The sequence below is a fragment of the Paenibacillus sp. 01T431 genome (assembly GCF_056398625.1).
Genome location: NZ_JBFTPT010000009.1, coordinates 1 through 13,241, shown reverse-complemented (window position 1 = coordinate 13,241; position 13,241 = coordinate 1). Strand labels below are relative to the sequence as shown.

Genomic DNA, 13,241 nt, shown 5'->3' with positions numbered 1-13,241 from the left:
AATAAACATCCCTTCAACTTGTAAGAGCAGAATCAGAGCCCTCTTTATCCGGATCGATCCCTTTCGTTTCTTTGCCAAAGAATAAAACCGTTAGCGCGCCTATGACAATCGTTACAAAAAAGATCATAAAAATAGACGGTATCGCGACTTGTTTAGCAACTAGCATACCAACAAGATAAGGACCAATAATACCCCCGACACGGCCGAATGAGGCGGCAAAGCCGACGCCAGTTCCACGAACTGCGGCTGGATACAGCTCCGGCGTATAGGCGTACATCCCTCCCCACGCTCCAAGGTTAAAGAATGAGAGACAAATGCCCGCAGCCAGCAGTACCCCTTCTGTTTCTGCGCTGCCGAACCAAAGGGCGCTGCCCGCGGTTAGCAGCAAATAAACCACCAGCACAAATTTTCGCCCAAACTTCTCGATAAAATAAGCAGCAGTGAAATAACCCGGCAGCTGGGCGAGTGTCATAATCAGAACATATTGAAAGCTTTTCACCAAATCAAAGCCCTTGAGCACCATGACGGAAGGCAGCCACAGGAACATGCCGTAATAGGAAAATACGACTGTAAACCATAAGATCCACAATGTTACTGTCGTTTTTCGGTAGCGCAAGGACCATATGGATTTCATTCTATCGCTCAGACTCAGCTTGCGGCTCTGCTGCGCATTGAAGCTGGGCGAGTCTTTAATGGCTCTTCTCAAATATAGGGCAAAAAGTGCAGGAACAGCACCGAGCGCAAACGCCATCCTCCATCCGTAATCAGGAATGATGAAGTAGGCAATCAAAGCCGCAGCAATCCAGCCGATCGCCCAGAAGCTCTCCAATAGGACGACTGCCCGGCCCCGCTCCTTGGCAGGCACAGATTCCGATACAAGCGTCGACGCAACTGGCAGCTCCCCGCCAAGCCCAAATCCGGCTATGAAACGCAGCGCGCATAAGACGATAAAGCTCGTTGCCAGAGCGGACAGACCGCTCGCAATGGAGAAGATCAGCAGTGTCCAGAGCAGGATCGCCCTGCGTCCGTATCGATCGGCCATCAAACCGGATACAGCGGCTCCAACTGCCATACCGATCGAATTAATTGCCATCAGTAACCCAACTTGTTGTGAACCAAGCTGCCATTCTACTGCCAAAGCAGCTACGATAAAGGAGATCATTCCGACCTCCATCGCATCAAAAAGCCAGCTAAGCCCCGCGCTAAACAACAGTTTCCGCTGTTTCGGCTCGCGCAGCAATGTCATTTTACTCATATGTAAACCCCTTACCCTATGCTCAAGCTCTATTTGACTAGGCGGCATTTTCTATTTGTATGGATATCCTACTCTATATTACCACGTTTTCAAAGTTTCTAATGATTGCAGCCCTATTACAAAGAATATACCCTCTACAAGGCGGCAACAACCATCCTGCAAAAAAAGAAGAGCACCCATGCTCGCTCAGCCATGGAATCGCTCTTCTCTCTATAACCGTATACTCACCCTTACTTAATCAAATCATCGCGCAGCGGCGTGAAGGAATCGAGCAGCGCCGAGGCTTCCAATGCGGTTACTCCGTGCCTCGCCCCGCTTGGTATAACGATGGACTCTCCCTGCCGGATCACTTGCTTCTCGCCGTCAATTGTAAATTCAATGGCGCCCCTCAAGCAATAGCTCAGCTGCTCATGCGGGTGAGCATGCTCATAACCAACCGCATCAGGCTCAAAATGAACCTCCATCAGCATCAGCGTTTTTCCCGGTTGCAAAATTTTACGTGTAACGCCAGGCTCCGCATTTTCCCATACTCCGATATTGCTCATCCGAGTTCCTCCTTTAGCATTTGTCTAGCCATGCTCCGCCATCGTCCCACATCAGCGAGTACTCATCCCTGACCCCATCTGCTGTGATTGTCATTCGGTAGCTCTGATCCGACATTTCAGTAATCTGCAAAGTTTCCGTATTCACAAACGTTTCCGTTTTCCCTATTGTTTCTATAGACTCTACTGTTTCTATTGACTCTATTGTATCAGCATAATCTACTGATTCAACGTTCCCCACCAGCTTTGCTCCTTCGGACAACGGCTCTTGCTCCGAATCATAAAATAGCACTTGCGCAAAAACGATCGTTTGGCTGGTTTTCACCTGCATAATAAGTGAGGTCCGGTCCCGATCCGGCGGGTTATCCGGCGTCAAAGCCGAATAGATCTCCACAGGCTGAGAACTCCACAGATGCTGCCTCAAGCTCCCATTCTCCATTTTATAGCGAAAAGTTAGCGTTCCTTCCGAAACTCCACCAGCCATAAACCTACTTTTGTGCTTAAACCATTGCTGATCAAGCCTGCTTAAGCATACATCTGTCGATTGCCAGACCTTATCCTCTTCCTCTTCAAGAATCCCGCTAAAATGATTCATCCAGCTGATTTCCCGCGGCTCGCTTACATCTACCTTGACCATATCAAGCAAATAATGCTCAGTCAGCACATTTATTCTTCTAATAGAGGCACCTTCGTAAGCCAAGAGATCCCATGGACTAAGCTCCGGGGGCAAAATAATCCGGTCCTTCATCTCATACGCTTCCGCTTTCCAATCTACCATCGTTTCTGTCCATGTTCCCCATGGGTGCTGCTCAAAACGAATAACCCGCCCATCCGCGGGAGGCTGGTCAGCGCCATTCAGGCACACCGTATTATGCGAGAAGGTATGCTTAAACCACCCATAATGTGCAGGCACGCCGTAAGCGGTCGTGCCCGGATCAACGAGCAGCGGCACTTCCCCGCATACGACGGACAAGCCGAGCCGGTCCATATGGTCATGCTCGCCGCCGAACTTGCTGTGCTTAATGAACGCCTGCCAGCGCTTCGCATTGACCAGCTTCGTTATCCCACTCACGGGCATGGATACTGAACGGTGTGATGCCTTCCACAGCTGTTCACCTTCAGAAGCGTCCACAGGTGCAAGCTCACAGCCAAACAGTAACGCCAGAATAGAGTCTCGCTCCACTGTCTTCACACCTGTAAATGCCTTTTCCGCCCACTGCGTGCCATAGGCCGTATTCAGCAGCGAACGATAGAGCTCATCACCAAAAATATCCAGCGCTATTTCATAATAAGGCGCATAAGTATGAATGCCGCCCGCGCTTCCTGCATCATTGAAAGAAGGCATATAGCCATTTGGCACTATCCAGTGAACCGGATAATCAAACATCGATTGGAGGCCAGACTCTTGCCAAATATCCCAAGGCGTTCCTTCCGCCATAAGCGCGTAGTTCAGCAGCGACTTGAACGCATAAAAATGATACTGAACATTCCCCTCATACCACAGTCCGTCAGCAAAGCGGCCCCGCTTCATTTGGTCATGCAGCCCATACTCTCCTGAGAGTCCGGCATGAATAATCCCCTCATCGTTCAGCAAAATGCCAATGGACGCGATCGCGGAAGTAATCAGCACCGCATGGTTATGGATTTGCTCCTCTTTGTGCGCGATTAGAAAATGTACGCATGGCTCCAGCAAGCCATAACGGATATGCGCCTCTTCCTCTTCAGACAACGAAGCCCGAATGAATTGAAAGCCTACGGACAAATCAATAATCCAGTGCGCCTCGTCAAGCGTCTGTGCAAACAACTTACCCGGACCGTTGTACGGGATGCTCCCGTGAATCTTTTACCCTTCGTAATTGTCTGCATAAGACAGAAGAAACTGCTTCGTTTGATGGAGCAGCGCTTCATCCGGCTCTATAGCGTGAAGCATCGCCATATGATAAACCGCGCGGCCTATATTCGCATGCACAAAAGATGTCCATGCAGAGTCAAAGGGTTCGCCAGACCATACTGTGCCGCATACCGGACAGACATGCGTGTGCGGCTGCCCCCAATCAAAGGAGAGCTTCGCCCCGTCATGATGGCAGTAATACTGATGCATCCATTCTCCATATTCCACCGGACCTATCGTATACGAGATGCGTGATGCCTCTTCCGCTTCCTGTCGCAGCAGCCGCATAGCCGCCTCAAACTGCGGTAGACATGCGTTTGTTCTCATTTTCACCAGCCGTTTATCATTCATAACGCATGCCTCTTTCCCTACCCTTTCAGTGATCCTGCCGTCATCTGCATAAACGATTTGTTCGCGAGCATGTAGACGATAAGCAGCGGTAAAATCGACAAGCAAGCCCCGGCTAGCATATAATGCGTCTGAACCGCCGCCGATGCTCCATAGCGTAGGTAGGAGAGTCCCACCGTTAATGTTTGCAGCTCGGGCGTATTCATCGTAAAGACGAGCGGCCTCAAATACTCGTTCCACGCCCCGCAGAACGTGAACAACGCTCCCACTCCAAGACCCGGTCTAAGGAGCGGCAAAATAATTTTCCAAAAGATGCCTGCATTAGAACAGCCGTCAATCCGTGCCGCTTCATCCAGCTCTCTGGATATTCCTTTCAGGAAACTAAGCAGGATGAAAAAAATATAAGCGTGCCCGCTGATTAATATCAAAATAACGCCCCATAAAGAGGTATGCAAATGCAGCTTGATCATCAGCTCGTATTGGGGGCGAATGACGACCGCACCTATCGAGATAAACATCGTCGATGCTTGTATCGCCACGAACAAAGCTTTGCCCGGAAAATTCATCCGTTCTACAACATAAGCAGCCATCGAAGCGACGATAAGCGTACCGATCGTTGTCATGCCGCTAAGCATGAGACTGTTCCAAGTAAAGCGGGAAAAGTTCGCTTGCACCCACGCCTCCGCATAATTTTCAAAATGCCACACCGATGGCAAAATGTTGCCGCCCGTAGCGATCTCTGCATTCGACATAAATGAACCAAACAACGTTACGATTATGGGAAACAAGATCAGGAGCGCCGTTGCAAGCAAGAAAATCCAGAGCAGCAGCTGCCCGCCTAATTTCCCTGTGCGAAGCGGTTTTCGTTTCTGGTTCGTTTGAACATGGGGTATAACTTCCGTCTTCATAGCATCCTCCCTCATTGCATTTTATTCATGCGATTAGACAGCAGATGGTAGACAAGCGTAATGATGCCTACAATTACGGCTGTAGTGAAGCCGACTGCGCTTCCGTAGCCGAACTGCTGGTCAACGACCGCACCGGAGGAAGGCGTAGGGAAAAATAGCTTATATACGTATAAATACATAACTTCAGTTTTTCCAATCGGGCCGCCCTCGGTCAGTACCATAATCGTTTCATAACCTTTAAGCGAGTTGATAATTGCCAGCATAATGACGATTTGCAGAACAGGTCCAAGCATCGGAATCGTCAAATACCAAAACTGCTGTCTTTTGTTTGCACCGTCTAGTGAAGCACTCTCATACACATCATTTGGAATATTCTGGAGTCCGGCCAAGAACAACAGCATATAGTTGCCCACAGCGCCCCAGATGGCAATAATAATCGTAGTCATCATTGCGTTTTTGGGTCCAAGCCAGTCAATCCGCTCGGAGATAATATGGAACTTAAGCAAATACTGATTCAACACCCCGTTATACGAATTAAAAATAATAAAGAACACGACAGCCATAACCGCGGAGCTGATGACCGTTGGCATAAAATAGATCGCACGAAGTACATTGCGGCCTTTAAGCTTCTGGTTCAAAATAACGGCTAGCAGCAGGCATAGCGGTATTGTCACAATCAGCTTGCCGCCCGCATAAATGAACGTATTCACTACGGAGTCCCAGTACTGGGTATCAGCAAGCAGCCTGCGGAAGTTGTACAAGCCGGTAAATCTAGCTTCGCCGTAGCCTTTATAATCAAAAAACATATACCGGATAGCCCAGCCTAGCGGATAGATGCCTAGTACAACCGTTAGCAGCAGGCTTGGAAATAAAAAAAGATAAGAAAAACTCATTTGACGCGCTTTGTTCATCGTTTCCACTCCCGTACACTCTGTCTTAGGGGAAAGCAAAGGGTGGAGTCTGCACTCCACCCCGCATTGCTGTTCCTATAGTTAAGCCGTTATTTCGCACCCAGCTTCGTTGGATCAAAATCTGGTTTTGCTGCCGTGGTCACATCGCCGCTAGCAATCGCTTTATCAAGCGCCGCATTGTACCTTGTGTTCAGATCCTGAATGATCGCATCCAGATCCCCGCCGCCCAGCATATATTTAAAGAATGCATCATTGTACTTAATGCCCTCAATCGTAACAGCCGGACTTAATGGCCATGTAGCATCGTTGTCGCTTGGCAGGAAACCATCAATGCCATTGATGTCCGGTTTCGCGGCAACTGCCGAAATTGAAGGTACCATCGAGATGCCAAAGCCTTTTTCATGATACGTTTTCAAAATTTCATCGCCGTACATATATTCCATGAACTTCCACGCCGCTTCTTGGTTTTTGGAGAAGCTGCTTAGCGCCAGCCATTGGCCGCCAAGGAACGAGCTTGCACCTTTGACTGTTCCATCAATTGTTGGCACAGGTGCCGCAGCCCAATCAATTTTCGCTGGGAATTGGTTTTTGTATACACCCGGCTCGGAAGAGAAGGAAAGGTACATGCCTAGCTTGCCTTCCGCAAAATGCGCGCGCAGCGGATCGATATCAAGCGACTCCATGCCCGGCAGCGTGCTTCCGTCGTCATACATTTGTTTGAAGGATTGAATAATGTCTTTGAAGCCTGCAAAGTCGTATTTTCCGGTTTTAAAATCATATCCGAAGCCGCCGTAACCGCTCACTTCAGCAATGACACGTGCAGAGCGGCCAAACGCGCTATCCGCATTTTTGAAGTTTTGCGCGAAGCCGTAAGCGCCCTCTGCCTTGCCGACAGCCGTTATTTTCTTGGCTGCGTCGACCATTTCCGCAAGGCTTGTTGGAGGAGCGGCAATGCCTGCTTTGGCAAACAGATCCTTGTTGTACACCAGCCTTAATGTCGAGCCATAGTTCGGCAGGCTGTACATTTTGCCATCAATTTGGTTAAAGTCCTGAATGACCGGGAACTGCTCCTTCATCTTGTCTGTCAGCATAGCATCAATCGGTGCAAGATAACCCTTAGTTACATAAGTCTTGATCGTATTCTCCTTCACTCTGAACACATCCGGCCCTTGTCCGGAAGCAAACGCCAAGTCGATTGCCTGATCGTAATCATCCGTCTTGACGACCATTTCCACCTCGATGTTGTCCGTATTCGTGTCATTAAAGCTTTGAACAACCTCCTTGATATAGTCCATATCGTGGCGATCTCCGGTCCAATACACGATTTTTGTCTTTTTGCCGCTTTTCTCTGGTGTTGTAGCGCCGTCCGATTCCGCAGGCTTGTTGGAAGCTCCGCTCTCCGCCCCTGGCGAATTGTTGTTTGTGCTTCCGCAGGCTGCCAGTGATAAGGCAAGAAATGAGCTCAGCACGATCGTTCCGAGTTTTTTGTACATTGGTGATCCTCCCTTTGTAGGTGAAACCGTTTGCTTGCTTCTTAACTATAAGAGATCAGACCCACATAGGTAATGTGGCTACCTTGCGAATAAGGGCAGATATTTCATGATTATCAAAACCTTGCTTCTACGGCTTCGGAGACCTGCCTAAGGAGATTTCCTTAAACTCGGTCGGCGTAAGGCCAGTCTGCTTTTTGAATACCTCGCTGAAATAGCGCCTGTGTTCATAGCCAAGCTCCTGCGCGATTTCCTGCACTTGAAAGTCCTCGATTAGCATCGATTTCGCCCGTTCGATTTTGGCCTGCGTGACGAATTGCTGGAAGGTCGTTCCCGACACTTTCTTGAATAGATTGGAATAATAGCCCCAGCTTAAATTCGCCTGCCTTGCGCAATGCTCCAAAGTTAGGTCAAGCTGCAAATGCGATTTAATATAATCGATCGATCTATATATAATTTTTTGCGATTCGCTTGCCCTCTCCTTATCGATCAGCCTGCAGCCGATTTCGCAAAGCTCAGTCAACCATTGCCTATAATCCTGCAGCGACGAACGGCTTCCCCGTCTCGCCTCCTGCACCTTCGACTCAAACTCCTTCAGGCTGCTGCGTGGAAACTTCTCCAGCAGCACCCTGAGCATTCTCAGGGATAGGCCGTGAAAGAGATGCTCGACATCGCTCGGCTCGGGGAGCACGGAGGAGCTTTGCATTTCATCAAAAATGGAAGCAAGCCACTCTAGTGTCTTCTCTTTGTTGCCCGAGCGAAACCCGAATAAAAATTCGTTTTCACTCTCTGTCGTATAAATCCATCCAGCGGCGCTGTCCTGCGCTTCTTGCTGGGAGCTAAATGCGCCATTTCCCCCGGTATAGAAATGATAAGACAAGGCGCTGAGCGCTTGCTGATAACTCTTCGGGAGCTCACGTACACTCCCTGCCTCCATCCCGATGCCGATGGAAATAGTAAACTTCGTGTAGCTTGCGATATTTTCACAGCAGGAATCAGCAATCCGCATCAAACGATCTCTCGGCTGCGCCTGAATAATGCAGACGTAGCGATTAAGCGCCTCCCGGAAGATAACCGCCGATGTATGCTCCTTGATCGTCTCCTCGACGATATTTTGCAGGGAGAAACGCGCCAGCTCCAGCTCTTTCACAACCAAGCCGCCATATTTGTCCGTAAATTGGTCAATTTGAATTACCATTACCGCAAGCGGAGCCTGCAAAGGCGGCAGATCTAGAAATCCCCACCACTGTGAAATATCCGCCTCTTCGGTCTGATGATGGACAAGCAGTGACATATACTCCTGCCGCAGCGCAGGCAGGCTTTCCTTAATCTTCTTCTCCAGCCCAATGACATGCGAACGGTCCCGTTTGTCTTGCTCCGATGCTTCTTTCGCCTTTAAGACCACTTTGATAATATCCTCGATTGAAAACGGCTTTTTCACATAATCAAGCGCCCCGTACTGGATCGCTTTTTTCGCATATTCAAAATCGGTGTAAGCGCTCAAAATAATAATTTTGCTATGAGGCAGCATTTCCACAATACTTCGTGTCATTTCTAGCCCGTCCATCTTCGGCATTCGAATATCGGTCAAAATTATGTCCGGCGACGTTTGCCGGATAACCGCAAGCCCCTCCTCGCCATTCGTGGCGCTGCCGACCACCTCGATACCATGCTCCGCCCAAGGGATTTTGTGCTTCAGCATATCTACTACACTTCGAATATCGTCTACAATGCACAATTTGACCGGTTGACCCATGTTACCCCATCCCTTCCGTCTGCTTCGGAATCCAAATTTCAATCCGGGCTCAGCCACTATCATTATTGCTTATGATCATGCGCTGCTGGTCGCCGTAGTACAGCTGGAGCCGATGATAAATATTGCGGAGAGCATATCCCTCATCCATCGTCGTTGGATGAATAATCGAAGCCATGAGCTGCTCGGGAATGAGCCCCGTCCCATTATCCTCTACCGTCAAATGCAGCCAGTCCTCATCCGATTGCGCATTAATATAAATTTCACCACCTGATTCACGATCTTGAAAACCATGCAAAATGCTATTTTCTACAAGCGGCTGAATGACGACTTTTGGAATTCCGCAGGCAAGCAGCTCCGGATGCACCTCGATATGGCAAACGAACAGCTCCTCGTAAGAAATCTGCTGAATGGCTAAATATTGGCGCACATGATCAAGCTCATCCTCCAGCGTAATCAAGTCTCTCCCCCCGCTGAGGCTAAGCTGAAACATTTGGGATAAAGCCAGAATCATCTCATTAACGTCCTTGTTCTCGCCAAGCACTGATTTGCAATAGATCGTATTCAGCGTATTGTAAAAAAAATGAGGGTCCATCTGTGCGGAAAGCGCCTTGATCTCGGCCTTTCGCTTCTCACTCTCCCGTACCTTGACATCTTCAATCAGCTGCTTGATTTCGTCCAACATCCGATTAAAGCGAAACCCCACCTGGGATACCTCATCCTTGTATTCGCTTTCGAAACGCACATTCAAATCATTTTCTTCCACCCGTTTCATCAGCCTTTGGAGACTGAACAATGGTTTTAACAATAAATAGATCATGTTGTTCGCTATGAATAATGACAGCACCATCAACCCAAGTATGACGTAGATCGTTGCTTTCTTGATGCCGTTCAGTTTCGCTAGCAGGTCGCTCTTCGACTGGATACCAACAATCATCCAATCATCCTTTACTTCCAGCCTTGCGTAGTTCACCAGATATTCCTTTTTCCTGTCCTTATAAAAAAACGAGCCCATCATTTCTGCGGTCAACTGCTTCGTGAACGCCGAGTGCTTTGTCAACTGGTTCTCCTGACTCGATCGATTATCTAAATTCACATCTTCGCCCTCTGAATCTACAAAATAATACTGTTTCTCTGCTGTCGACAGATTTTCCATGAACAGCTCATACAAATCATCTTGCTTCACATTAATGACCACATAAACATCCGATCGCTTCTCGCCCAGCTCATTGACTCCCTCCACAACAAGGGAAATCACATCTTGTTTATCCATAAAGAAGGCATCCTTATGCCCTTTCGTCCAAAAGCCCCGCCTTATTTCCTTGAAATGCGTATACAAATCCGAATTATAAAATGAGTTTGCCGTGTCCCGGACATTGGACGTATGATAATAATCGCCGATCGGCGAAGCAATCAAAATGCTGTCAATCATCGAGTCATTGAATTTCACCTGCGAGAAAACACCTTGAAGTGAGGTCCATGTATTGTAATAGTGGTCTCGGTCATTGTTTTGTGCATCGGTCATCACCTGCTTGAACGGGTCGCTGAACATAAGCGCACGAACGGCAATACCAATGTTCTTAAGCCGTTCATTTACGATTTGAGCAGATTGGTTGACCGTATCCTGACTCGTTTTGAGCGCATTCCTCTGTATTTCCTTCGAAGCGATCCAGTAGGCAATACCTCCTGTTGCTGTAAGGCCAAACATGATTAAAACAACGAAGGTCAGCCATATTCTGTGCTTGAGCGAAAGAGAATAATATAATTTTTTAACAAACGCTCCCCAATTTTTTTTGCTGAACATCATCATTCACCTCTCATCGCCTAAGTGGGCTTAGGCACACTCTTCTTTATTATAATGGAAGTTAAAATAGCTAAACATGCGGCAAAGTAAGGGATGAGGGCAGAATTCTAAAGATTTTAACATTGCGTTTGCAATATAAAATGGTTCGGAATAACAAAAAACCTCAACCCCTGTAATGAGGTTAAGGCTTTTGGACGTACTTTACTAGATATTTAAATCAATGCCCATCTGATCTAAGCTTTTGAACAGATATCCTTGCCGGCGAGCCTCGTCTATAATTCTGCCGAGCGCCTCAGTATTGTCTTTGGAAACGGAATGCAGCAGGATGATCGCTCCGGGATGGAGCTGCTTAACAACCTCGTTATACGCATATTGTGATCCTCTTTGCGCATTCACATCCCAGTCCTTGTACGCCACTGACCAAAATACATTCGTATAGCCGAATTGTTTGCTAGCGGCAAGCATCCGTTCGCTGAATATGCCTCTTGGTGGCCTCAGATACTTCATTTCCTTCTGGCCGGTCAGCGTTTCTACATGCTCCTTGACCTTATCGAGCTCCGTTTTGATGCTTGATTCTGAGAGGGTCGACATATCCGGGTGACTCCAAGAATGGTTGCCTACAATATGCCCCTCCAGCACCATCCGCTTTAAAAGTTCCGGCTGATCTTTGACATAATGTCCCGTTACAAAAAAGACCGCTGGTACTTGTTTATCTTTTAATACATCAAGGATACGCGGTGTATAGCCATTCTCGTAGCCGTTATCGAAAGTAAGATATAGCTCCTTTTGCGTTGTATCCCCTAGGAACAAAGCCCCGTGCTTCGTTACGATTTCTTTAAAGCCCTCCTCATCGATCGAAGGCAGACGCCCCTCCACGCTTTTCTTAAACCCGAAGTGGAATACTCCTGGCTGCCCATATGCAGCTGCTGGACTTATTAAGCCCCATAAGATCGCAATAAGCATGACAGCGACTCTAACCCTTTGCTTCAACAGTAAAGCCTCCTTATTCAATGAAGTGATTGCACTTCATCCGCATATTGCGTTTATATTTCCCCATAAACACATAAAAAAACCGCTATTCCCATAAGTCCTGTAGACTTTGAGAATAGCGGTTTATGTTGTCAATCATTCTGTTAAAAGATGGTCGGGACGACACGATTTGAACATGCGACCCCCTGGTCCCAAACCAGGTGCTCTACCAAGCTGAGCTACGTCCCGAGAAAAGATGGTGCCGTCGAGAGGACTTGAACCCCCAACCTACTGATTACAAGTCAGTTGCTCTACCAGTTGAGCTACAACGGCACATCGATTATGTCCACCAATGCTGGTGGTTTTTGATGCTTGCTTGGCATAACCAAGAGGCATCTTAAGAAAAATGGTGCCGTCGAGAGGACTTGAACCCCCAACCTACTGATTACAAGTCAGTTGCTCTACCAGTTGAGCTACAACGGCGTAACGGTTATGTCTACCTTTGCAGGTAGTTTTGATGCTTGCCTGGCAGTAACCAAGGAGCATCGAAAGAAAAAATGGTGCCGTCGAGAGGACTTGAACCCCCAACCTACTGATTACAAGTCAGTTGCTCTACCAGTTGAGCTACAACGGCATATGGATTTTTTTCACCATTTAAAGGTGTTTTGGTTGCGGGGGCAGGATTTGAACCTGCGGCCTTCGGGTTATGAGCCCGACGAGCTACCGGGCTGCTCCACCCCGCGTCATTTTGAAAGAAAAATATGGTGACCCGTAGGGGACTCGAACCCCTGTTACCTCCGTGAAAGGGAGGTGTCTTAACCACTTGACCAACGGGCCTTGAAAAATTGGAACGGAGAGAGAGGGATTCGAACCCTCGCACCACTTACGCAGTCTAACCCCTTAGCAGAGGGTCCCCTTGAGCCACTTGGGTATCTCTCCAAACTTGGCTCCCCGAACAGGACTCGAACCTGTGACAACTCGATTAACAGTCGAGTGCTCTACCAACTGAGCTATCAGGGAAAATATGGTGGGCCTTAGTGGACTCGAACCACCGACCTCACCCTTATCAGGGGTGCGCTCTAACCAGCTGAGCTAAAGGCCCTAAGCATAAACATAAATCCTATGTAAGATCAATTGTTTATAATCAGGTAATCAAGTTGCGCCCTGAAAACTGGATACGAAAGATTAGGCTTGCTGAAGCCTTTTTAGCTGCTGTCTACCGGATGTATGGGTCACAGTAAACGTGTTTAGGATAAGCCCTCGACCGATTAGTATTCGTCAGCTACACACATTGCTGTGCTTCCACCCCGAACCTATCAACCTCGTCGTCTTCAAGGGGTCTTACATACTGGGAAATCTCATCTTGAGGG

General features: G+C 48.1%; 10 protein-coding genes, 9 tRNA genes and 1 rRNA gene. All 20 read right to left on the bottom strand.

Going from position 1 to position 13,241, the window contains the following annotated elements; translation table 11 throughout:
• Positions 1-13: 13 nt before the first annotated feature.
• On the bottom strand, positions 14-1,255 hold the full coding sequence (locus AC1DM9_RS17365; protein ID WP_477512917.1) for an MFS transporter: 1,242 nt from the start codon (positions 1,253-1,255) through the stop codon (positions 14-16).
• Positions 1,256-1,485: 230 nt separating this feature from the next.
• Positions 1,486-1,800 carry a cupin domain-containing protein gene (locus AC1DM9_RS17360; RefSeq protein WP_477512916.1) on the bottom strand — a complete coding sequence of 105 codons (315 nt, stop codon included), beginning with the start codon at positions 1,798-1,800 and terminating at the stop codon, positions 1,486-1,488.
• Positions 1,801-1,813: 13 nt separating this feature from the next.
• A complete protein-coding gene (locus tag AC1DM9_RS17355; RefSeq protein WP_477581253.1) occupies positions 1,814-3,601 on the bottom strand; it encodes a heparinase II/III domain-containing protein in 1,788 nt (595 codons plus the stop codon).
• 39 nt (positions 3,602-3,640) lie between these two features.
• A complete protein-coding gene (locus AC1DM9_RS17350) occupies positions 3,641-4,039 on the bottom strand; it encodes a hypothetical protein (protein WP_477581251.1) in 399 nt (132 codons plus the stop codon).
• Positions 4,040-4,056: 17 nt separating this feature from the next.
• A complete protein-coding gene (locus tag AC1DM9_RS17345) occupies positions 4,057-4,944 on the bottom strand; it encodes a carbohydrate ABC transporter permease (RefSeq protein WP_441961523.1) in 888 nt (295 codons plus the stop codon).
• Positions 4,945-4,955: 11 nt separating this feature from the next.
• Positions 4,956-5,855, bottom strand: a complete 900-nt coding sequence (locus AC1DM9_RS17340) for a carbohydrate ABC transporter permease (RefSeq protein ID WP_441885493.1) — start codon at positions 5,853-5,855, stop codon at positions 4,956-4,958.
• An 89-nt stretch (positions 5,856-5,944) separates the two neighbouring features.
• Positions 5,945-7,348: an ABC transporter substrate-binding protein gene (locus AC1DM9_RS17335; RefSeq protein ID WP_477581248.1), complete on the bottom strand. Its 1,404-nt coding sequence runs from the start codon at positions 7,346-7,348 to the stop codon at positions 5,945-5,947.
• Positions 7,349-7,475: 127 nt separating this feature from the next.
• The gene (locus AC1DM9_RS17330) at positions 7,476-9,101 is read right to left on the bottom strand and encodes a response regulator (RefSeq protein WP_477581246.1); all 1,626 of its coding nucleotides are present in this window, start codon (positions 9,099-9,101) and stop codon (positions 7,476-7,478) included.
• Positions 9,102-9,150: 49 nt separating this feature from the next.
• Positions 9,151-10,806, bottom strand: a complete 1,656-nt coding sequence (locus AC1DM9_RS17325) for a sensor histidine kinase (protein WP_477581244.1) — start codon at positions 10,804-10,806, stop codon at positions 9,151-9,153.
• Positions 10,807-11,106: 300 nt separating this feature from the next.
• Positions 11,107-11,865 carry a delta-lactam-biosynthetic de-N-acetylase gene (gene pdaA / locus AC1DM9_RS17320; protein WP_179089892.1) on the bottom strand — a complete coding sequence of 253 codons (759 nt, stop codon included), beginning with the start codon at positions 11,863-11,865 and terminating at the stop codon, positions 11,107-11,109.
• Positions 11,866-12,043: 178 nt separating this feature from the next.
• Positions 12,044-12,120: transfer RNA gene (locus AC1DM9_RS17315), tRNA-Pro, on the bottom strand.
• Between the two features lie 8 nt (positions 12,121-12,128).
• Positions 12,129-12,204, bottom strand: a tRNA-Thr gene (locus AC1DM9_RS17310).
• Positions 12,205-12,278: 74 nt separating this feature from the next.
• A tRNA-Thr gene (locus AC1DM9_RS17305) sits at positions 12,279-12,354 on the bottom strand.
• A 75-nt stretch (positions 12,355-12,429) separates the two neighbouring features.
• A tRNA-Thr gene (locus AC1DM9_RS17300) sits at positions 12,430-12,505 on the bottom strand.
• Between the two features lie 32 nt (positions 12,506-12,537).
• A tRNA-Met gene (locus AC1DM9_RS17295) sits at positions 12,538-12,614 on the bottom strand.
• A gap of 19 nt (positions 12,615-12,633) precedes the next feature.
• Positions 12,634-12,708: transfer RNA gene (locus AC1DM9_RS17290), tRNA-Glu, on the bottom strand.
• A 14-nt stretch (positions 12,709-12,722) separates the two neighbouring features.
• A tRNA-Ser gene (locus AC1DM9_RS17285) sits at positions 12,723-12,810 on the bottom strand.
• A 5-nt stretch (positions 12,811-12,815) separates the two neighbouring features.
• A tRNA-Asn gene (locus AC1DM9_RS17280) sits at positions 12,816-12,891 on the bottom strand.
• Between the two features lie 5 nt (positions 12,892-12,896).
• A tRNA-Ile gene (locus tag AC1DM9_RS17275) sits at positions 12,897-12,973 on the bottom strand.
• Positions 12,974-13,119: 146 nt separating this feature from the next.
• A 23S ribosomal RNA gene (locus tag AC1DM9_RS17270) occupies positions 13,120-13,241 on the bottom strand; the annotation flags it as partial.

Bases quoted from the DNA above. Each gene is read 5' to 3' on its own strand.
- AC1DM9_RS17365 (WP_477512917.1), bottom strand. From the start codon at position 1,255: ATGAGTAAAATGACATTGCTGCGCGAGCCGAAACAGCGGAAACTGTTG.
- AC1DM9_RS17360 (WP_477512916.1), bottom strand. From the start codon at position 1,800: ATGAGCAATATCGGAGTATGGGAAAATGCGGAGCCTGGCGTTACACGT.
- AC1DM9_RS17350 (WP_477581251.1), bottom strand. From the start codon at position 4,039: ATGAATGATAAACGGCTGGTGAAAATGAGAACAAACGCATGTCTACCG.
- AC1DM9_RS17345 (WP_441961523.1), bottom strand. From the start codon at position 4,944: ATGAAGACGGAAGTTATACCCCATGTTCAAACGAACCAGAAACGAAAA.
- AC1DM9_RS17340 (WP_441885493.1), bottom strand. From the start codon at position 5,855: ATGAACAAAGCGCGTCAAATGAGTTTTTCTTATCTTTTTTTATTTCCA.
- AC1DM9_RS17335 (WP_477581248.1), bottom strand. From the start codon at position 7,348: ATGTACAAAAAACTCGGAACGATCGTGCTGAGCTCATTTCTTGCCTTA.
- AC1DM9_RS17330 (WP_477581246.1), bottom strand. From the start codon at position 9,101: ATGGGTCAACCGGTCAAATTGTGCATTGTAGACGATATTCGAAGTGTA.
- AC1DM9_RS17325 (WP_477581244.1), bottom strand. From the start codon at position 10,806: ATGTTTGGCCTTACAGCAACAGGAGGTATTGCCTACTGGATCGCTTCG.
- pdaA (WP_179089892.1), bottom strand. From the start codon at position 11,865: ATGCTTATTGCGATCTTATGGGGCTTAATAAGTCCAGCAGCTGCATAT.